The 19,623-nt window shown below is 64.3% G+C and carries 15 protein-coding genes and 3 pseudogenes; 6 read left to right on the top strand and 12 right to left on the bottom strand.

Annotated features, from left to right (window positions below; genetic code table 11):
* Positions 1-399: 399 nt before the first annotated feature.
* On the bottom strand, positions 400-3,654 hold the full coding sequence (locus tag IWX77_RS13430; protein ID WP_196845021.1) for an RHS repeat domain-containing protein: 3,255 nt from the start codon (positions 3,652-3,654) through the stop codon (positions 400-402).
* A 407-nt stretch (positions 3,655-4,061) separates the two neighbouring features.
* Here IWX77_RS13430 and IWX77_RS13425 point away from each other — a divergent pair, with 407 nt between their 5' ends.
* Both IWX77_RS13425 and IWX77_RS13420 read left to right on the top strand, forming a co-directional pair.
* Complete coding sequence (locus tag IWX77_RS13425; protein WP_327012215.1) at positions 4,062-4,247, top strand: hypothetical protein; 186 nt, start codon at positions 4,062-4,064, stop codon at positions 4,245-4,247.
* A gap of 36 nt (positions 4,248-4,283) precedes the next feature.
* Positions 4,284-4,796, top strand: coding sequence for a recombinase family protein (locus IWX77_RS13420; RefSeq protein ID WP_196845024.1), 513 nt, complete (start codon positions 4,284-4,286; stop codon positions 4,794-4,796).
* A 367-nt stretch (positions 4,797-5,163) separates the two neighbouring features.
* On the opposite strand, the pseudogene IWX77_RS13415 reads toward IWX77_RS13420, so the two are convergent.
* A pseudogene (locus tag IWX77_RS13415) lies at positions 5,164-7,823 on the bottom strand (Tn3 family transposase).
* On the opposite strand from IWX77_RS13415, the gene IWX77_RS17220 reads away from it, so the two are divergent.
* Positions 7,740-7,913, top strand: coding sequence for a hypothetical protein (locus tag IWX77_RS17220; RefSeq protein ID WP_297412785.1), 174 nt, complete (start codon positions 7,740-7,742; stop codon positions 7,911-7,913). The pseudogene IWX77_RS13415 and the gene IWX77_RS17220 sit on opposite strands and share 84 nt — an antisense overlap.
* Before the next feature lie 151 nt (positions 7,914-8,064).
* Here IWX77_RS17220 and IWX77_RS13405 read toward each other — a convergent pair whose 3' ends face one another.
* Both IWX77_RS13405 and IWX77_RS13400 read right to left on the bottom strand, forming a co-directional pair.
* A complete protein-coding gene (locus tag IWX77_RS13405) occupies positions 8,065-8,586 on the bottom strand; it encodes a DUF3145 domain-containing protein (protein WP_196845018.1) in 522 nt (173 codons plus the stop codon).
* A gap of 324 nt (positions 8,587-8,910) precedes the next feature.
* Positions 8,911-11,112 carry a bifunctional 3'-5' exonuclease/DNA polymerase gene (locus IWX77_RS13400; RefSeq protein ID WP_196845017.1) on the bottom strand — a complete coding sequence of 734 codons (2,202 nt, stop codon included), beginning with the start codon at positions 11,110-11,112 and terminating at the stop codon, positions 8,911-8,913.
* Here IWX77_RS13400 and IWX77_RS17475 point away from each other — a divergent pair.
* Both IWX77_RS17475 and IWX77_RS13390 read left to right on the top strand, forming a co-directional pair.
* Positions 11,024-11,374 carry a potassium-transporting ATPase subunit KdpA gene (locus IWX77_RS17475; RefSeq protein ID WP_442873494.1) on the top strand — a complete coding sequence of 117 codons (351 nt, stop codon included), beginning with the start codon at positions 11,024-11,026 and terminating at the stop codon, positions 11,372-11,374. The genes IWX77_RS13400 and IWX77_RS17475 overlap by 89 nt on opposite strands.
* A pseudogene (locus tag IWX77_RS13390) lies at positions 11,338-11,592 on the top strand (response regulator transcription factor); the annotation flags it as partial. The gene IWX77_RS17475 and the pseudogene IWX77_RS13390, both read left to right, overlap by 37 nt.
* Positions 11,593-11,689: 97 nt before the next feature.
* Here IWX77_RS13390 and IWX77_RS13385 read toward each other — a convergent pair.
* The 8 genes and pseudogenes from IWX77_RS13385 to IWX77_RS13350 all read right to left on the bottom strand — a co-directional run bounded on the left by IWX77_RS13385 (position 11,690) and on the right by IWX77_RS13350 (position 18,105).
* Positions 11,690-12,829, bottom strand: coding sequence for a ScyD/ScyE family protein (locus tag IWX77_RS13385; RefSeq protein ID WP_196845015.1), 1,140 nt, complete (start codon positions 12,827-12,829; stop codon positions 11,690-11,692).
* Between the two features lie 782 nt (positions 12,830-13,611).
* Positions 13,612-13,989, bottom strand: a complete 378-nt coding sequence (locus IWX77_RS17215; protein WP_327012207.1) for a glycoside hydrolase family 15 protein — start codon at positions 13,987-13,989, stop codon at positions 13,612-13,614.
* Positions 13,990-14,007: 18 nt separating this feature from the next.
* Positions 14,008-14,414: pseudogene (locus tag IWX77_RS17470) on the bottom strand (glycoside hydrolase family 15 protein); the annotation flags it as partial.
* Positions 14,415-14,781: 367 nt separating this feature from the next.
* The gene (locus tag IWX77_RS13370) at positions 14,782-16,041 is read right to left on the bottom strand and encodes a bifunctional alpha/beta hydrolase/OsmC family protein (RefSeq protein ID WP_196845012.1); all 1,260 of its coding nucleotides are present in this window, start codon (positions 16,039-16,041) and stop codon (positions 14,782-14,784) included.
* Between the two features lie 256 nt (positions 16,042-16,297).
* A complete protein-coding gene (locus IWX77_RS13365) occupies positions 16,298-16,624 on the bottom strand; it encodes a thioredoxin family protein (protein WP_196845011.1) in 327 nt (108 codons plus the stop codon).
* Positions 16,614-16,868, bottom strand: a complete 255-nt coding sequence (locus IWX77_RS13360) for a hypothetical protein (protein ID WP_196845010.1) — start codon at positions 16,866-16,868, stop codon at positions 16,614-16,616. The genes IWX77_RS13365 and IWX77_RS13360 overlap by 11 nt, the downstream gene beginning before the upstream one ends.
* Before the next feature lie 170 nt (positions 16,869-17,038).
* Positions 17,039-17,341, bottom strand: a complete 303-nt coding sequence (locus IWX77_RS13355; RefSeq protein ID WP_196845009.1) for a DUF427 domain-containing protein — start codon at positions 17,339-17,341, stop codon at positions 17,039-17,041.
* Positions 17,342-17,439: 98 nt separating this feature from the next.
* Entirely contained in the window at positions 17,440-18,105 is a 666-nt protein-coding gene (locus IWX77_RS13350; RefSeq protein ID WP_334353674.1) for a class I SAM-dependent methyltransferase, read from the bottom strand.
* 57 nt (positions 18,106-18,162) lie between these two features.
* Between IWX77_RS13350 and IWX77_RS13345 the strand changes: the two genes are divergently transcribed.
* Positions 18,163-19,596 (top strand): dihydrolipoyl dehydrogenase family protein, encoded by a 1,434-nt coding sequence (locus tag IWX77_RS13345; protein WP_196845007.1) that lies wholly within the window; start codon positions 18,163-18,165, stop codon positions 19,594-19,596.
* Positions 19,597-19,623: the final 27 nt, after the last annotated feature.

Below are 19,623 nucleotides of genomic sequence, written 5' to 3'. Positions count from 1 at the left end.
ATTACAGCCGGCCGCCGCTCTCGCCGCTTACCAAGACCGCCGCCAACTGGCTGCGGCATAGAAGAAAAACACATCGAACTGTCTCAAAAACTTGACGAGCGCAGTGGTCGAGGTGAACTGGTTGGCGGCGTTGAACATTAGCGTTTGGGTCGAGGGGGTGGCGCAGGTGTTTTACTAGAGCGCGCCTTGAGGAAGAAGTATGCTCCCGCGAATGCGAAGAGTCCGACAAAGCCGAGCGACCACCAAACATGATTTAGCACAACGTTGAGGACGAATAGGCTCGTTAATGCGAGTGCTGCCACACCGAGAACAATCCACAACGCTCTTACACCCGACATTTTCTTCCCAATCGCTCATATCTTTCCGTTTTCATCCTTGCTCAATGCGCCCGCGATAAATTCAACATTGGACAAGGCTCGAAATGAGAGAAATGTCCGCCCCTGCGAGGCCACCGATGGTCGCACCTGCGAGAGCGCCCGCCCCGGTGCCTGCGCCCGGGACTATCGACCCCAAGACGAACCCGACACCCCCACCAAAGATGGCGCCGAGGCCCCCCGCTCCCGCCGCATTGTTAATCGCGGTCGTCAGATCACATGACTGCCCACTGGGGTCGATGTTGTTGATGGGGTCGTTGGCGGCGTAAGCGTATCGGTTGGCGTTGTGGGGATCCAGTGGTGTGTCGAGGGTGTCTTGTTGGGTCCAGGTGCCGGTGGTGGGGTTGTACCAGCGGATGCCGAACTTCACCAGTCCTGAGGCGCGGTCTTGGATTCCGGCTTTGAAGGTGTACGGATTTTGGCTCGTGCCGTTTCCTGTTCCGCCGGCGGTGAGCACTTGGACGCCGTAGGGGTCGTAGGTGTAGGAGAACGCGTTGGTGGCGTAGTCCGTGAGCAGTCCGACGGGGTTGCCGAGGCCGTCCCACACGTAGAGGGCATCAATGTCGGCCGACGTCGTCAACATGAGTGCCTGCCCGGTGTTCGGATCGCTATAGACGTGCGCACCGCCACCGCCGTTGACCGTGTAGGTGGCGATTTGCGGGTTTCCCTGAGCATCATTCTTCCCGTAGCTGAGGTTGTAGGTGCGGGCCGCGGTGCTTTCGGTGAGGACGGCCTTCTGATCGGCTCCGGCATACGTGTATGACGATGTTACGCCGCCGGTGGTGGCGGTGGTCATCTGCTGGAACCCGTTATACGTGTACGTTGCCGTCGGGGTGGCGGTGAGGTTTCCGGTGCCGTCGTAGGCGTACCCGGCGGTGGTGATCTGGTTCGCCGCGTTGTAGGTCAGCGTCTGCGTTGACGCGCCGGAACCGGTGATCACCTGGGTGAGACGGTTGCCACGAGCGTCGTAGGTGTACGCGTAGGTGCTGTTCGTTCCGGAACCGCCGGCTTGGGCGGCCTGGGTGATTCGTGCGGAGGAGTCGTAGCTGTAGGTGGTGGTCTGACCGGTGATGTTGTCCTTGGTCCACCGCAGCTTTGCGTGGTCCTGGGTGGTGTCGGTACTGCACGTCGGTGCGGGCGTGGCGGAGTTGTAGCAGTACACGGTGTCGAAGACGAGGGTGTTCGAGGCGTTGCCGGTGCCGGTGTACGCCGTGAGTTGCTTCACCCGGCCGGAGGTGTCGTAGCTGGTGCTCTCATGTCCGGCCCAGGTGGTGTTGGTCGGGTTCGAACTCTGCAACCACGTGTCGGTGCGGCGGCCCTGCGCGTCGGTCGCGTAACGGACCATCTGGTACCCGCCAGCCTTCGGGTACTGCGTGCTGGTCAGCACCCCCGACGCGTCAAACGTGTTGGTATAAGTGCCGAAGGAATCGGCGGAGCTGGTTTGGTTCGAGGCCTTGTCGTAGGTGTAGGTTTCGAACCCACCGCCAGCAGTGTTGACGGTGGTGAGTTGGCGATTCAGCTGGTCGAAGGTGTTACTGATCGTGCCCGTCGGACTGACCGACTGTGTCAGGCGTCCGGCAGTGTCGTAGCTGTTGGTGACGGTCGCTGACCCGTCCGCCAGGGCGGTCGTCAGCAGCCGGTCGTCCTTGTCGTAGGTGTACCGGGTCGTGTTTCCGCGGCCGTCGGTCGCCGACGCCGCCCGACCATACGGGTCGTAGGTGTACGTTTTCACGCCGAGGGATGATCCGGTGACGGGCGTCACCGTGGACAGCTGCTTATTCGTGTTGTACGCGTAGACGGTTTTGTTCGTCCCGTTACCCGGAGCAAGAGCCGTCACCACGGTCCCGTCCGTGATGTTGTAGGTCAGTGCGGCTATGGCGCCCGAAGCGTCCGCGGTGGTCAGCGGGTTGCCGGCACCGTTGAACGTCTGCAGGGCCGTGTTCCCGTCAGCATCCGTGGTGGACGCCGGCAGGTACGCCGTGCTCGTAGTCGACCCGTAGGCGATTGACGATGATGCGCCACCCGGGGACTGCGCCTGGGTCAGTGAGTTGCCGTTGTTGGCCCCATAGGACCCGGTCGAGGTGCCAGCACCCGCGGCACCAGTAGCGCCGACGGTCGCCGTCAAGGTATCCGCATTACCCGTGTAGGTCTTCGACCTCTCCCGGCCGGCGGCATCCACTGCTTTGAGGACGAGGTCCTGGGTGGGGTTAATCGTGTACGTGGTGTGGGCGACCGTAGCGACCGCAACGCTGACGTCTGTGTTCGGACCCGCGACGAGGGTCTGCGACGTCGACGGATACGTGAGCCGCGTCGTCGACGTGCCCGGAGACCCCGCAGTGGTGTTCTGCCGGTCGATCCTGGACACCATGTGGGTGGTGCCGCTGTAAGTGAAGGTCGTCAAGGCGCCTGTCGGCGCCGTGATCGAAGTGAGGTCGGTGCCGGTGTAGGCGAACGACGTCGTGTTCCCGGCCGCATCGGTGAAACCGGTCAGGTTCTCCGCGGAGTTCTTTTGATACGTCACCGTTCGGGTGTTGTACTGATCCGCGGTCTGGGTGATCGTGTAGGCCAGCTGACTCGAGTTGTAGCTCAATGCTGCGGTGCGAGCACCGGTTGGACCCGCCGTGGACACCACCGAGGAAGCCACCCCTGCGGTGTAGAAGATCCCGGTCGAGTTCCCATTCCGATCCGCCACCGCGGTGGCGTTGCCGTTCGTGTCAAACGTGACGACCTGCCGCGAGGTCCGGTCAGTGAGCCTGTACTCGGTGCTGGTCTTGACCAGATCCTGCTTGAACCCAGCCGGAGACGTAAACGCGGTCGTCGAACCGGAGACCGGAATGAACTTCCACGTGACACCGTCACCACCCGTGTACACGATGTTCGTACCGACCAGGGACAAGCTGCCGGCCGATGCGAGCCCCAGAGACCAGTTCGTGGCCGCCGCGACCGTGTTCGACCCGGTCTGCCAGCCCAACGAGTTATACGTTTGACCGATCGAAACGGTGTTGTTCACACCCGGCAGGGTCAAGCCCTGAGTCGCGACGAGGAGATTGCCGGTCGCAACATCTACCGACGCGGCCACCTGGTCGCTGATCCCAAAGGACAGCGCGGTCGCGTTCGAACGCGACCCGGTCAGACCGGTCGTGGACGGGCCGGTCGGCAGGGCCGCTTGCGCGGTCTGGGCGACACCACCAACCAGGGCAGCGCAGGTCACCCCCACGATCACGGAGTGCAACGCAAAGCGCTTCCCTCGACGGGCGGGACGGGCGGCAACAATTGACAAGAGGATCCCCTTTGATCGATTGCAACAAGGCACCACCCGACCTGAAGAAGCACTCCCGCACCCTCACGACCCGACAGCAGACACACGGCGGATCCGGCTAACAGCCACGCTATGACGTTGAAAGCCGAGTCCGAAACAGAACGATATTCCCGTCCACGAACCGCGCCCAGACCCCATCCGGGGGTAGATGACCTGCCCGAGGGCAGAACTCGATTTACTCAACCTGCAGCGGAGAGACGCTCAGATGCGTCTAGAAAGAGAAGGGCTTTCCATTTTGGTGCACCGGTCTACGCGGTTGTGGGGTGGCCCAACTACGCCAGGAGGATTCCGGACATCCGACATCGACGCTCGAGGTGGCCTTACGGCTTGACGCACCAGGTGTAGACAAGCGGCCCCGACTCGCTGCATTGTCCGGCGTGATACTCGAGCACACCGTCACCACGACGGAGCCTCCCACTGACGACCCGCTGCTCGATCACCTCTCACCACTCGGCTGGGAACACATCAACCTCACCGGCGACTATACCTGGAACAACCCCCGCCAACCCAAAGCCGGAAAACTCCGCCCCCTGCACCGAGCCGGAAACTCTTAGCGTGGTATTTATTCCGTTTCGTGAGCTGACCCCAACCTGACTCTGCAACGTGACGCGCTGACCGCCGCCGGGTGCCAGAAGATCTTCACCGACACTATCAGCGGCGCGAAAACCTCCCGGCCAGGCTTGGACAAAGCGCTCGAGCAGCTCCGGGACGGGGACACCCTCGTGGTCTGGAAACTCGACCGCCTCGGCCGTTCGGTGAAAAATCTGATCGGCTTCACCGAACAGCTCGATCACGCCGGCGTCGGGTTCCGGTCCTTGACGGACCAGATCGACACCACCACTCCCGCGGGACGGTTCTTCTTCCACGTGATGGCGTCGCTCGCGCAGATGGAACGGGAACTCACCGCTGAACGCACCCGCGCTGGCCTCGAAGCCGCCCGTGCTTCCGGACGGGTCCCGGGAAGGAAACGCATCATGACCGACAGCAAGATCACCTCCGCACGCAAGCTCCTCGATGCCGGCACTCCCGCCGTCGACGTCGCCGAACATCTGGGTGTCTCGGTGCCCACCCTCTACCGGTGGATCCCCGCCTCAACCCGCTGAGTCCCAAAACAACTACGAGCGGAACAAGAGCAGTTTCCGGTTTCAGTCAGTCGAAACCGAAATACCACCATTCATCGTGGCTGCCAGATCACACAACCCCTCGGCCTGCGCCAACGCCACAAAGTCCCGCTGCACCTCAGTCAACGGCACCCCCGTTCCGCTCACCCCGGATCGGAGTTCGGTCAGCTCCTTTCGAAGATCGACGAAACGCGCAACGTCTGGAGACGTCTGGTACAAGCTCATCTGGCATTCCTTCCTGGACGACAATTCTCGCTGCACCAAAGACTGCCTACCCCTACACGTCGCCTGAGAGTGAATCGCCGCCCTACGGACGCTTTCTCATCCGGGAACCGGCAGATTGATGGGCTTACCGTACGCTGAGCTCCGAATTCTCAAGCGACCCCCGGTAGACCTCGTCGTCGAGGTACGTCAGGACGTGCAGGGACTTGAAGATCCGCCCGTACGCGGCGATCGCGTCTCCCAGCGGGGTGGGTGACCCGTCGCGTTGCAGCATCTTGACCATGTCGTAGGCCCGCACCGTGCCGGTGTAGATGGACCCGACGACTCGCAGGATGCCGGGCCAGTGCCGGCGGACCTTGGCCAGGTCGATCTTCCCGCGGGCCGCGGTGTTCAGAGGCCCGTAGTCGGCGTCGGTGCTGATCCGCCACAGTTTCTGGTCCGGCAGATCGGCCAGCGCGGGCCGGTACTGCTTGCCGAGCAGGTGGACGAGGCCGAAGGTCAGGTCGGAGTAAGACCCGGTGTCGGTCACGAATACCTCCGGGGTCGGCCCGCCGTCCTGGCCGAAGAACACGTCGATCGCGTGGAGGGAGTCCTTGGGGGTGCTCGCGACAACTTTGGAGCCCAGCCCCGCGGCCTGGTTGTTGATCATGTTCAGCCAGGTCATGCCGCGCTTGGGCCCGAAGTACTTGCGGTTCGGGCGAGCAAACAGGGACGGGACCGGGACGACGAACCGCATCCCGTCCACCGCCGCGACGAGCCCGCCACCCAGCGCGGTCGCGAACGGAATCTTCGCCTGAGCCCCGATGAGCGTGGCGTTGGCCGCCGCGTACGTCTGGGCGCGCAGGTAGTTCTGGTCGACGTGGCTGATCCGGTCCCGTTCCAGGCTCTCGATGCCCTTCTTGGTGATCGGGGTGAACCCGATGTTCAAGGAGTGCGCGGTCAGCGCCGCGGCGATCGTGACCCGCAGGTCCTTCAGCCGGGACGTGCCCCCGGACAGGGCGGTGAAGGCTTCTTCGAACCCGGGCTCCCAGCCCATGACCTCCAAGATCAGCTCGGGGAGCTCCACCAGGGGCATCATCGCGGCGGTGCGCCTACGCAGGTCGACCAGGCTCGGTGGCTCAGGGACAGCTTTGAGGCTCGCGACATGCAGCTTGCCCTGATGATCGACGCTCGCCGCGGTGTTGGTCACCAGACGCCCGCCGACCTGCCGGTAGGCCTCGTCCAGCTCACGGGCGTGCCCAGCGAGGAGCGCGTCGGGGTTATCGGGCAGGCCCAGGGCTATCAGGACCGTGTCCTTGACGCCCACCCACTCGGCCCCGGCGAGCAGGTCCGCCTGCGGGTCGCGCCACCGGTCGGACGCGGCGGCGTACACGTCACGCCGCCGCAGGTGGTGGTGGAACTGCTCGAGGACACAGAACACATACGCGGACCTGTCGATACTCCCGTCCGGTATCGGGGACTCCCCAAACACCAACCGCTTCCACGGACCCGTCACTACACCAGCATGGATGTCGTTCACGGTCGGCTTCTTGCGACTGCTCAGCAGGGCAGGTAAGTCGCCCAACGCGTCGAGTACGGCGACGGCCTCCGGGTTCGCACCGAACGTTATGACGTCGGGAAGGATCTTCAGGAAGCCGCTGACCGTCACGATCCGCCCGGTCAGATCCTTGCGCCAGTCGCTGAAGTCGACAGCGTCCGGGGGCGGCAGCATCTCGGTGACCGTGGCCAGCGCCGCGCGCAGCTGGGGCCTGGAGACGATCGCGTCGATCGCCGCCCAGATGTCTCGCAGGTCCATGTGTTCATTGCCTGCGGTGGCCTCGAACAGGACACCCATCGCGGCTGCCAGCTGGGCGGACGCCTTAGCGAGCTGCGGATGACGGCGGACCGTGGCCTTATCCGCTTCCCGCTTTGCCTTGCCCACGAGCTCGGTGCTCAGCAGCAGATCGAGCAGGTCCAGGGCGTCGTCGGTTGCCGTGGCCTCCAGGTGCACGACTGTGGCCAACAGGGTCGCGATCTTGCGGGGCTCCGGGTGACGTTCCAACGCGGTGGCCTTACCCGCCATCCCGTAGCGGGCCAGCTCGACCAGACGCCGGCGAGGCACCACTCCCTCCACGCCCAGGCCCGAGAATCCGAGGCCCCTGATCTGGGCGACCCGGTCCAACGCCTTGATCATCGATGGGCCCGACGCCCGCGAGGGACCCTGGCGCCACCGCTCCAGGTCCGAGACCCGTGCCCCGGCCGGAACCACCAACAACGACCCCAACATCCGCCGCTGCTCCTCGGTCGTCAGGCAGGACAGGGTGTCCCACAAGCGTGCAGTAGCCGCGTCACGGACCCGGGCTACCAGCCGGGTCAGGGTACTGACCCCGGGCAACAGCACTTCGTGCTCACGCAGCCACACCGTAGCGTCTGTGAAAATGGCCTTCGGCCCATCGCCCGTAGTCCACGCCCGGGCGTCCACCCACGCCTCCAGTTCAGCCTCGGCCGATCCGAAATTCCTCAGCCCGTTGGCGGTCTTGATCTCCTCCGCGTGCTCGAACCGGGTCGAGCGCCGCTCCAGGTACTGCTTCACACAGGACGGGTCCGCGATCCCCAACTGATCCGCGAGGTAGTCCACGACCATCGTGGGCACGTCCAACGGATCAGCCAGGAACGTCCCCACATACCGGACCGTGGTCAGCAACAAGTGGAGCCCAGCCGATTGTGGTCCCCACGGCGCACCCCGACGAGCGCCTGATCCACGTCATCGAGGAAAAACATCCGCTCCAGATCAGCACGGGACGGCACACCATCGAACCGGCCGAACCTGGCCGCTTCTACGTCGGTCAAGAAGTCAACAGGCACAACCACAACCTACGTCCAATCGCCGATCACTGATCACCACGTCTGTACTGGGCGCACCAGAGCTCGCTCAGATCGGGCCCGGCCGGGCGTTAGCGTGACTTTTCGTTCCAATGTTCCTCGTGCCCCGTCACCGGCCGACACGCTGCGCCATCACCGGCGAACCGCACGCTGTGGAGCCTTCTGATCAGCCCACCTGGTGCAGCCAGACCACGGCGTTCAGATCGCTCGCCTGCCGGAACGGTTCAAGTTCGTCGTCCCAGGATTGCCCGAGGGCCAGCCGCAGCTGCCGGTGCAGTTCGATGACATTGGCACCGGCACTATCCATCGCCGATCGAATGCGATCTTCCGGCACGACGACATTGCCCACGCTGTCGGTCTGCGCATGGAAAATACCCAGTTCGGGCGTGTGCAGCCACCGGCCGCCATCCGATCCGGGCCCGGCGTCCTCGGTAACTTCGAAGCGCAACTGCTCCCACCCGCGCAGGGCGGATGCGAGTGCGGCGCCGGTACCCGGGGATCCCTCCCAGTAGTACTCTGCCCGGTGGGAGCCGGGCAGGGCTGGTTGTGCAGACCAGTCAAAATTGACGGCCTCGCCGAGCGCGCGGCCAGCCGACCACTCGACGTGCGGGCACACGGCTCGCGGAGACGAGTGCACAAAAAGCACCCCCCGCGCAATTGGCGCCCGACGGTTGAGTGTTGCATCCATCGTGTTTCTCCGTTCCTAGTAGGTGCGTCTTCCCCAACGACCTCGGAACGACCGTGCTCTCAACGCATAGCTGCGTGCACGATGGCGGATATGAAATTGTTCGGCCAGTGACAAGAAATCACGAAAGCGTGATGCCAACGAGCCGATAGCGCCATTATGCCCCAGCGACCTGCGCATGTACAAGCGTAGGTTTGGCATGCCAAATACGTGGGGGTACTGCGCGGGCCGCCTGCGTGCGTTGGTCCGATGGCGGCTTCGGCAGTTTCGACCGGCAGAATGGGCACCAACGCAAACCGCCCACGTCGCACTCGTAACGGACTCGATCTATTTGGCTTGGGCGTAATTGTCAACGGTGGCCACGGTGAGCATGAAGTCGACCGGAAAGTCGCCGAAGAGCAGCCGCCCGGCGGTCTCGGCGGCCGTGACGATGATCTGAACCACGGCGTCGGACTGCTCGGCCGGCGTGTGCACGATCACCTCGTCGTGCAGAAAGAACACCAGGTGCGGCGAGGTGCCGAAGAGTGCGCGGGCCCCGCCAGCGGCGGCCGTCGATCGAGAGACGTGTATCCCGGAGGCGCCGACATTGCCGGGTGGGGCGTCCACTGCCATGAAACCGGAGCCCGTATGCCCACCAAGAGCATCTGGGTGGGCCAGGGCCGACAGCTCTCGGCGGATCTCGGCCATCCAACACAGTGCCCACTCGGCGGCACTGCCTTGAACGATGAAATTGCGGGTGAAGCGCCCCCAGTCGCGGGCCTGGCTGCGTGCTCGTCGCTCGTCAGCCGCCGTGGCCGCCGGATCATAGGCCTGCGCCTGGGCCTCATGCCAGCCCGGCCCGGGTATCGGTGACGAGCGCCCGAGTCGGGTCGTCACGACCTCGCCGCGCTCGCCGGCACGGGCCGCCGACTCGGTCAGAGCGATCGCCCGGGGGTAGGCGCGCGCCAGGCGCGGCATCAGTCGGCCGCTCTGACCGGTCGTGGCCCCGTACATAGCGCCGAGCATGGCGACCTTGGCGTCGTCGCGGGTTTCCACGACGCCGCTCGACACGATTCCGGCATACAGGTCGGTGCCGCGACCAGCCCGTGCCATGCTCGTATCCTGGGACAGCGCTGCGAGGATGCGCGGCTCGAGCTGGGCCGCGTCGGCGACGACGAGCTTCCAGCCGTCGTCGGCGACGACGGCTCCGCGAATCTGTTTGGGCAGCTGCAGCGCTCCCCCGCCGCGGGTGGCCCATCGACCGGTCACCACACCTCCAGGAACATAGTCGGGGTGGAAACGGCCATCGACAACCCAGGAGTCCATCCAGGTCCATCCGTTGGCGCTGAGCAAACGGGACAGTTTCTTGTACTGAAGCAGCGGTTCGATAACCGGATGCTCCAATTTCTTCAGCACCCACCCGCGCGTTGACGTGACGGCCAGTCCCGCTCGCTGCAGCGCTTTGACCAGTTCCTGTGGCGAGTCCGGGTTGAGAGCGGTATCACCCAGTTCTGAGCGGATGCGCCGGGCCAGAACTTCCAGACGCTCCGGCCGCACGCCGGGTGCGACCCGCGGCCCCAGTTGCCGGGTCAGGAGCAGATCATGCACGTCGGTGCGCCAGGGCAGCCCGGCATGGCGCATCTCCGCGGCTACGAGGGCGCCGGCGGACTCGGCGGCGAGTAACAGCCGCAGCCGTCCCGGTTCGGTGGCGGATGCCACGGCGTCGAGTTGGCGGCGAAACTCCCCCACTTCGCTCGACTCAGCGGTGCCAGGTGCGGCGGAGCCCGTGGTGTGCAGGGTGGCTGCAGCGGCAGGGCTCGGCGTGCGGTCGTGGTCATCGAGCGAGTCGACGTCGACGTCGAAGTCGAACAGTGTCGCCCGGGGCTCGGCCGGATCGCTCGTTCCGGCGCTCGCAACGTCCCAGCGGTTCGGCGCGGCAAGGGCGAGTTCGCTTGTACTGGTCAGGGCCGAATTCTTCAGGATCACATGGCACAGACGAAGATCGAGGCAGCGCTGCACTCGGACGCCCGCGGCGAGCAGCATGGGATAGACCTGGGCGGTATCCTTCCAGACCCAGCGCGGCGTGGTCGGTTCGCGCGTCGTCGGGACGCAAGTCGTCGGTTCGCGGGAGGTCACGAACGACCGAAACTCGGTCAGGGTGAGGCGGCGGGCCGCCTCGATGGGAGCGCCGGCGTTGTCGAGCGTGTCGAGGAGCAGGTCGCCGCCGCTCGCTTGCCGCACCAATACATACACATTTCTATTCTGCCCGTTGTCGGGCAAGTAGCGCCGCGCCCACCGACTTCGCTGTGCCGATGGGCGGGCGATCTGTGCGAGATTGCGCCAGCCTGCGACCTTGTCGCCCTTCGGAGCGACCACCCGCCGCCCGCCGCCAACACCTTCGCCGGTGGCATCACCGGCAGCAGCCTCGGCCGCCCAATAGTGGAGCGAACGTCCGTTGAGGGTGACCTGTTTGGTGCCGAGAATCTTCAACGCCAACTCGGCGCATCCGTTCGAAAATCCCACCGGGTTCACGAGCTTGCTGCAGGTCATGCCGGTGCTCGCCATTCACATGTGGCGCAGCCCCGGTGAACGACGTCTGGCTCAAACAGGCTCGGTGTCGCCATCGGACACCCCCAATCGCATTCCCCATTTTGGGAGCGATTTACGGCGGGGCATCGGTTGGTTGTGGGGCGGCCAGGACTTGAACCGTCTCGATCCAGGACCGCGGTCCTCTCGGCGCGGACTGCTACTGGCATCGACGGTGTCCCAGCGACCAACCTGCTCATGCTCGACCTTGGCATGCCACGCCTAGACGGTCTGGCCGTCATCGCGGCGGTGTGCGGATGGAGTCAGGTACCCATACACGTTGTCTCCGGGCGTACGGGGGCCGCCGACAAGGTCGATGCCCTCGACGTGGGCGCCGACGACTACGTAACGAAACCATTCTCCATCGACGAGTTGCTCGCCCGAATCCGCGCCCTGACCCGGCGAGTCTCGTCTGTCGACGACGAACCCGTGGTTCGGCTCGGCGCTCTGAGGTAGATCAGCAGCAGCGAGTGAATCATCGTCGGCCGCGCCCTGACGACGATTCACCCGCTTGCGCAGACCGGGCAGCGGATGTCGCGCCTTAGTCGCTGCCGAAGCTCACCGAGAGCTTCACGAGCTTGCCAATCGGTTGCGGAGCGCCGGTCGCATCGGGCACGAACGAGTTCGTCGTGACGTAGACCCTGTTGCCGGCCAACTCGATCGCGGACGGTGACGTGACCGGAATGTGCACCACCCGCTTACTCAGAGTCGGGTGGAACACGGAAACCTGGCCGGTGCCGTTCGGGCCACCGAACAGCTCGGTGACGGCGATCAGTCCGGTTTTCTTCGACACAGCGAGGTCGGTCGCACCGACGAATCCGCCGGCCACGAATTGCACCTCCCCATTGGCCGGGTTGAACCGGTAGACCGCGCCGCGGGCGCCGAGGCTCGCATCTTCTGGCCCACCGGGCAGGCTCGTGACATAGATCCAGCCGTCCCCGCCCTGCTCGACATCGGTCGGCACCGGCTCGAACCGGTAGCCGAAGCCGGCAGAGCAGGCCGGGAACCCGACACCGGCGGCGATCTCGGGAGTGACCATGATCGGGTCGCCAGCCGGCAGCACGGCGGCCGTGCTGACCGTTCCGTCATAGCCAACCTTCAGGATGGCGTTCGCACCGGCATCCGCCACATAGACGGCATCATCCAATGGGAGACTCGCGTAGGGATGAGTATCGACAATGCCGGTGTACGAGGCCGGACCCGTTGGGGCCGCCGGATCGAACTGGTCGAGGCACGACTGCGGCAGGTCGACGAACCCGTAACTGTTGACCTGGTCGGGGTTGGCCGTACTCTCGTAGGCGTAGAGGTCAGCAAGTGGCGTCGGCACCCCGCCAACGGGCATAGCGTAGAGTGCGGATGCCGTGTGGTCCTGGGTGTTGGTGGAGTAGTAGACCGTGCCCCGACGCACCGACACGGCCCCGAGTTCATCGCCGGGAGTGGCTCTCGCAACGACACTGCTCGTGCCGTCTGGGCTGACCTTGGTCAGTACTCCCAGCGCGTTCTGCGAGACATACGCGGTTCCCCCCGCACCGATCCCCAGACTGAGCGGAAGGAAGAGGCCGCTAGCCAAGACCGTGGGACCGCCGAGGCGGGGAAACTCCACAGCGGATGCCGGGGCTGCGACCATCGCTGAAGCGACGGCGGTGACACAGGCGACGGCGGTAAAGACCAACTTTTTCACAACGTGCTCCTTGACTCGATGTGGCTTTCAGGGTGAATGTCCGAAAAAACACGACGGGTCGCCAGAAGTACGGTGTTATTGGTGGATGCGTCGGCCAGTACTGCGTGTGTGCGGCGCACCCTTGCGACGAGGATCGTGTTGTCCCGAAGGAGTCGACGCACACAGACGCCGACGACCGCACTGTATCCCCGAAGTTAAGAGATGTCTAGGTGGTGTGCGCCTCAGCGCTGGCGAACACGATGAACTTGTCTGCTGCGGCCAGACTGCGTTCCAGGCTCTTCTTCGACTTGACAGCCACCCGTGGGCGTGGGCGCTGCTTGGAGCGTGTTCGGCCAGACGGTATCCGATGGCGGTTTCGCCGCGACGACGTGCGCCATGGACTCATTTCGCCAATGACATCCAAGTCGACGTATCTGTGGTCGGCCGAATCCCGTAGGTGCAGCAGGGTGATCAGTGTGCGGGCGTTGGAACGCTGTGGTTGCACGTTCCCGCTTGTGTCGGCCAGAACGATGATGTGGTCTGGCCACCATGCTGCCGCCCCCGATCGTCACGACAAGCACGGGCCGTTGGAATCCTGCTACCAAGTCCCCGGACTAGACGCTACCTACGAGCGCTACTCGCCACAAAAGTGATCACCCAGCCAATCAAGCGGTGCAGTGCTCACCTTTCGATCGTCACACCTGCTCCGTTTTCAACCGTTACCGGCACCTGGCACGACCGGCAATGCCGCAATTTTCGGGTGCGCCGCCAGGTTGGGCTTGGAGGCGCATCCACATCCTCGGCTACGGGGCGTTTTCGGCTGGTGTTCCCTTGTGGGCGTGGTAGCCGCTCTCAGCCTGATCGATGGCCCACGCGGCATTGATCAGGCCGACGTGGCTGAATGCTTGGGAAAAATTACCCAGTTGTTCGCCGGTTTTGGAGTCGATCTCCTCCGCGAACAGGCCGACGTCGTTGATGTGACTCACTGCCCTCTCGAACACCTCGCGGGCCTCGCCGGACCGGACTCCGGCGGCGAGCACCTGGGCGAGCCAGAATGTGCAGGGCAGAAAGGTGCCCTCGTTACCGTCAAGGCCGTCGACACCGGTGTCAGGTTGGTACCTGTAGACCAGCCCTCGAGTGTCCGCGAGTCGCTCGATGATGGCGTCCGCGGTGGCCAGCACATGAGTTTCGAGTAGACGAAGTGGCGCGGAGCGCCACGGACTTCCCAGATGCCGTTGTCTGGCTGTAGCCGTTGGCTTGCGGCGGCGTCGGCGAGGGCGACCAGGAAGGTTCTCGTGGCCGGTTCGATTTCTCCGAGTTGCCCTCGACGTCTGAACGCGGCGTCGAGGAGTTCGCCGTAGACATCCAGTTGCGGTTGGTCCCAGTTGCGTTCACCGCCGATTTCCTCGGGCAACGATGTCGTGGCGGCGGGCACGATCGCACCGGTGGGCTGGTAGCGCAGCGCCTGTAGCAACCGTCCCGAGTGATGGACCAGCTCCCGCCACGGCCCGTCATATCTTTGGTGGATCGCCGACCACTCCGGCCAACTCGCGGTCGTGGCCGCCAAGCCGGCCGCGATCTCATCCTGGCTATAGGCACCAGGCATCGGCTCGCTGAGGCGCGTGCGCTGCAGGGCGAAATACCGGTGTTGCCCCGCCTCGAGAGTGAACTGCACCCGGATCTCCTTGCCGAGGCCCATCACCGGTGCAGGGAGCGACAGGGTGAGCCGGCCCGAACCGCCCGTGGCGACGACACCGTGATCGATCTCATCAAGGACCGGGACCACCAGCCCGTATTCGGGGCGGGCGCGGTGGGCCGGATCGACCAGTGCCCGGTATCGTCGTCCAGGATTGACGCAAACACGGATTCGCTGTCGAACCGGCGAAAAGCACGGCCAGACGATCGAACCCTCCCGGGTCACCAAGGCGGCAGAATGCCGATCCGAGAGCAGCGCGTGGTCGGCGATCGGGAGGTCACTCATGCGAGTTATTCTCTGCCGGAGGGGAGACAATCGTGTCGATGATGACTTCCGAGTGCAGGGTTCGGTGCACGGGGCACTTCTCGGCTATTTCACGCAGCCGCTGGCGCTGGCTGTCGTCGAGGTCGCCGTCCAACCGGATGACCCGCTCGATACGGTCCACCTGTCCGGTTTCGCTCTCGCAGTCCGCGCAATCCTGCGCGTGAATTCGGGAGTGTCGGAGCATCACGGTGACCTTTTCCAGCGGCCACTTCTTGCGCTCCGCGTACATCCGCACCGTCATCGAGGTGCACGCACCCAGACCCGCCAGCAGCAAGTCATAGGGTGACGGGCCGGTGTTGGTGCCGATTGGTTCGGGTTCGTCGGCGGTGAGCCGGTGCTGGCCGATCGTAATGTTTTGGGCGAAGGTGCCCGTGCCGCTTTCGGAGACCACGACCAGCCCTTCGGCCGGACCTACCACTGGGGAGACAGCGACCGGCACCGGGAGCGGGTCGAACGCGTAGCGGCTGGCCCAGGTAGCGAGCATCCCGGCAGCGAAGGTGGCATCGGCCGGTTTGGTGAGGAGATGGTCGGCACCGTCGAGGGCGACGAAGGACTTCGGGTGCCGGGCGGTGTCGTAAATGCGTCGCGCGTTGTCCGCGTCGACCGTGGTGTCGACGGGTGAGTGCATGACGAGCAGCGCCGCACCCAGGGTGCGGATGCGTTCGGCCAGAGGCTGGGTAGCGATGTCGTCGAAAAACTGTTGGCGGATGCGGAAGGTGCGACCGGCGAGTTGTACTTCAGCCTCTCCGCGCTCTTCAATCTCGGCACGGCTCTCGAGTAGGAGGTGAATGATGTGGTCAGGGTCGGCCGGAGCGCCAATGGTTGCTACTGCCCGCACTTCAGGGATGCGGTGGGTGACAGCGAGCACGGCCGCCCCTCCCAGCGAGTGCCCGATCAGAAGCGAGGGCGCCGCATAGTTTTCGCGGAGAAAATTAGCGGCGTGGGACAGATCCTCAATGTTGGAGCTGAAGTTCGTGTTAGCGAAGTCGCCCCCGGATTGGCCCAGACCGGTGAAGTCGAATCGGAAGACCGCGATGTGGAAGTCGGTCAGGGCTCGGGAGATTCGGGCGGCCGCGAGCACGTCTTTGCTACAGGTGAAGCAGTGCGCGAACAAGGCATACGCTCGGGGTATCGAGTCCGGGAGGTCCAGCCGCGCTGCCAGTGGCAACCCGTGGGATCCGGGAAATTCCAGTCTCTTGCTCTGCCTGCTCATGTTGGCCGTCTCCGTCGGTGAACCTTGACCGGGGGCTGAGGCCCCGCTCCCTCACGCGCGGGCACGACGCCGGGGACCTGAGTCCTAGAACATGTCGGCCTATTTCAGCCAGTCGGCCGCAATTTTGGTGGCCGAAGCGCTGAAGCTGCCAGTTTGCTGGCCAGTGGACTACTGGACGCATACCCGGCTCGGACTTCGACGGCCCCATCGGCGACCGCGGCAGTTACCGCACGTCGACCTCTCCTAACTGTGAGCATTAGCGTTGTCCGTCTCGTGTGGTGGCTTCGGTGAACGCTGCCCGGAGTCGGTCTGTCGTCGGCAGGCCGGCCAGTCCCGAGTGGGTGACAGAGATCCGGCACGCCAGATCGGTGGTCGGGACGGCGCCGGGAAACGCATCGATGCCATCGATGAGAATCGTTGGCGAACCCGCGAACGAAACCTGCGCGGCGTCTTCGGGTGAGGACAGGAGCCGGTATTCAATGGTCGCGTCGGATAGGCCCGCCTGGGTGAGCGCGCTCCGTGCGCGCTCACCGGCTTCTTGCCAGTTGGGGCAGTCGCCGATGTGGAGTATCTCAATCTTCATGGGCTCTGTCTCCTCGGACGTCTGCGAGCAAGTTGGTAACTTCGCTCAGCGTGCGGACCGTGAAGTCCCGTGCCGCGAAGTAGCGGGGATAGGTCATGGTGGAACGTTTCAACCACTCGGTGCGCCGGTCCGCCTGGTCCGCACCGTAGATGTCCCAGGGCTGAACGACGATCAAGACGATGTCATCCGGTTGGTCCGCACAGGCATCCGGGGGCAATGGTGAGCGGCCCGACTCGGTTTCCATATGGGGTGTTGTGCAACTGCCTGCGAAACAGACACGGTGAGGAACCTTTCATCATCGGAGTGTTTCTACTGCCAGAAAGACCATCGCTGAACAAACGTGAATTCTGCAACCTTGGAACACACAACAAGAAAGTGTGCCTGAGTGTGGCGACCTGGTAGACCGCCAGGGCGTTATTCGATGAACTGTACTTCTTTCCAGAATGTGACGTAGTTGCTGTAATCGCGGCCAACCCGCTCGAAGGAGGAGGGGTACGGGGCGGGGTAGCTGAACGCACGATCCTGGAGCATGGTGTCGCCGTCCTTCACGTTGAAATACTGGCATTCGCCTTTCCATGCGCAGGTGTACGGCGTGGCGCTGGCGACCAAGAGGTCGTAGTTGACGCTTTCGGGCGGGAAGTACCAATTTCCCTCGATCTTGACCAGTTCGTCCTGCGGCGCTTCGGCGATCACAGTGCCGTTGACTACTGCCTTCATGGGAGTGAACCTTTCAGTTGGGGAAAACATTTACACACCAGCGTAGAGGCCCACCGTCGCGATTTCTATGAGCTGGGACACAGAAGACACCGCTCGGGTCAGAGGATCGTTCCGGCAACTATGCGAATATGCCCGCCCCGCACAGATGCGCACTGCACATTCACGCCGTCACGTTCAATGACGGTCCAGGGGTGAGCGTCGAGGTCGGCGCCGCCGACGGCAGTGGCCAACCGAACGAGCGGTCGAAACACCCGCGCGGCGCCCACGGGCACCTGCATGTCCACGATGCACGCGCGGCCTTCCGGGCGCAGGAGCGCGCGCGTCCGTTCCCAGGCGGGATGCCAATCATCAAAGACGCTCATCGCGTAGCTGGAAAAGACGCCGTCGACGAGGCCTCCCGACGCTGCCGGAAGCACGTTCGCGACCCGCATCGGGTCGAAAGTGGTGGCATCCGCTTCGATCAGGCACACGGAGGTCCACCCGTTCGCCAGCACGCGGCGGCGGGCCATGGTGAGCATCTCCGGGCTACGATCCAGTCCGATGACGGTGCCCGAGGGGCCGACGGCATCGACGAGCAGGGCGAAATTCAGGCCTGTGCCGCAGCCCAGGTCCAGGACTATGGCTCCGGGGCGCAGGTTCAGGAGCGCCACGCCGCGCTCACGGCCGGCCCGGTAGACTGTGCGTTCTCCGGAGAGGCAGTCGTAGAAACGGGCGGCGGCCTGGTAGACGTTCGCCATGGTGCAGACCCGGCCTTTCGTTCCCACCAGCCTAACCAGCCCCGACGTCGCTCAGGGACAGGGAGACCGTCTACGCTCACAGTCATGAGTGGAACGAACGAATGGGACTTGGTTGTTATCGGTGGTGGAACGGCCGGCCTCGTGGCCAGCCGCACTGCGTCAAGCTTCGGAGCGAGGGTAGTCCTGATCGAGAATAACCTTCTCGGTGGGGATTGTCTGTGGACCGGCTGCGTCCCATCGAAGTCGCTCATTGCTGCGGGGGATGCCGCCACGACAGCCCGGTCCTCGGCGCGCCTCGGCGTGAGCTCGAGCGGTGTCCTCGTTGACTTCGCCCGAGTTATGGCGCACGTCCAGGACGCGATGCACGAAATCGCCCCGGTCGATTCCGCAGAGTCCTTACAGTCGGACAACATTGACGTGCTGATTGGAAGGGCACGTTTTACCGGCCCGAATACTGTCGACGTGAACGGCCGGGAACTCCGGTTCCAGCAAGCCCTGATCGCGACCGGGGCGTCGCCGGCTCTGCCGGACACGCCCGGTATTGATGCGGTCGATCTCCTGACCAGCGAGTCATTCTGGGACCTGCGTGCGCTCCCCGAGCGACTCGTCGTGCTCGGCGGTGGGGCGATCGGCTGTGAGATTGCGCAGGCGATGGCACGTCTCGGATCCGCCGTGACGCTTGTGCACCGCGGGCCTCGCATTCTTCCCAAAGAAGACGAGAAGGCCAGTGCCATCATCCAGGCGGCGCTGATCGCCGACGGAGTCGACGTGCGCACCAATTCCACCGTGAGTTCGGTCAGCTCGGTCGACCGTCTCGCGGGAACGTTCACTCTCAGCGCCGGCGGAACCTTGACCTTCGACCGGGTGCTGGTGGCACTGGGCCGACACCCGAACTCCGCAGGTCTGGACCTGCACCACGTGGGTGTGCACCAAGACACCCACGGAAACATCGCGGTAAATGCCATGCTGCGCACCTCAAATCCGCGCATCTGGGCGGCCGGCGACGTCACCGGTCTGCCCCAGTTCACCCATACCGCCGGCGTGAACGCGAGCGTGGCAGCCACGAATGCGATCCTTGGCCTGACGCGCCGCTACGACACCAACGCAATCCCCCGCGTCACTTTCACTCACCCGGAAGTGGGCGCTGTCGGCCTGCAATCCAAGGATGCAGTAATCGGGGGCCACCGTATTGTGACACGTGACCATGAGCATGTTGACCGGGCTGTGACCGACGCTAAAACCGATGGCTACACCCAGCTGGTCGTGAACAAACGAGGCCGTGTTCTCGGCGGAACCGTGGTGGGTCCCCGGGCAGGTGAAACCCTGGGTGAGATCTCCCTGGCGGTGAAGAACCGGCTGACCACCAGCGACATCGCCGGCACCACGCATGCTTATCCCACCTACAACGATGGCCTCTGGAATGTGGCCCTGGCAGACGTACGCCACCGGCTGGGATCCGGTCTGGTTCTCACGGCCACCCGCGCCCTGCGACGTTTGCGCAGCGCCCGGCTGCGCTGACGACGACCGCTTAGCGCAGGGCCGTTC

The sequence above is a fragment of the Cryobacterium sp. CAN_C2 genome (assembly GCF_015751745.1).
Taxonomy (GTDB): Bacteria; Actinomycetota; Actinomycetes; order Actinomycetales; family Microbacteriaceae; genus Cryobacterium.
The sequence above is the reverse complement of the archived record's forward strand: the minus strand, read 5'-3'. Positions and strand labels throughout refer to the sequence as shown.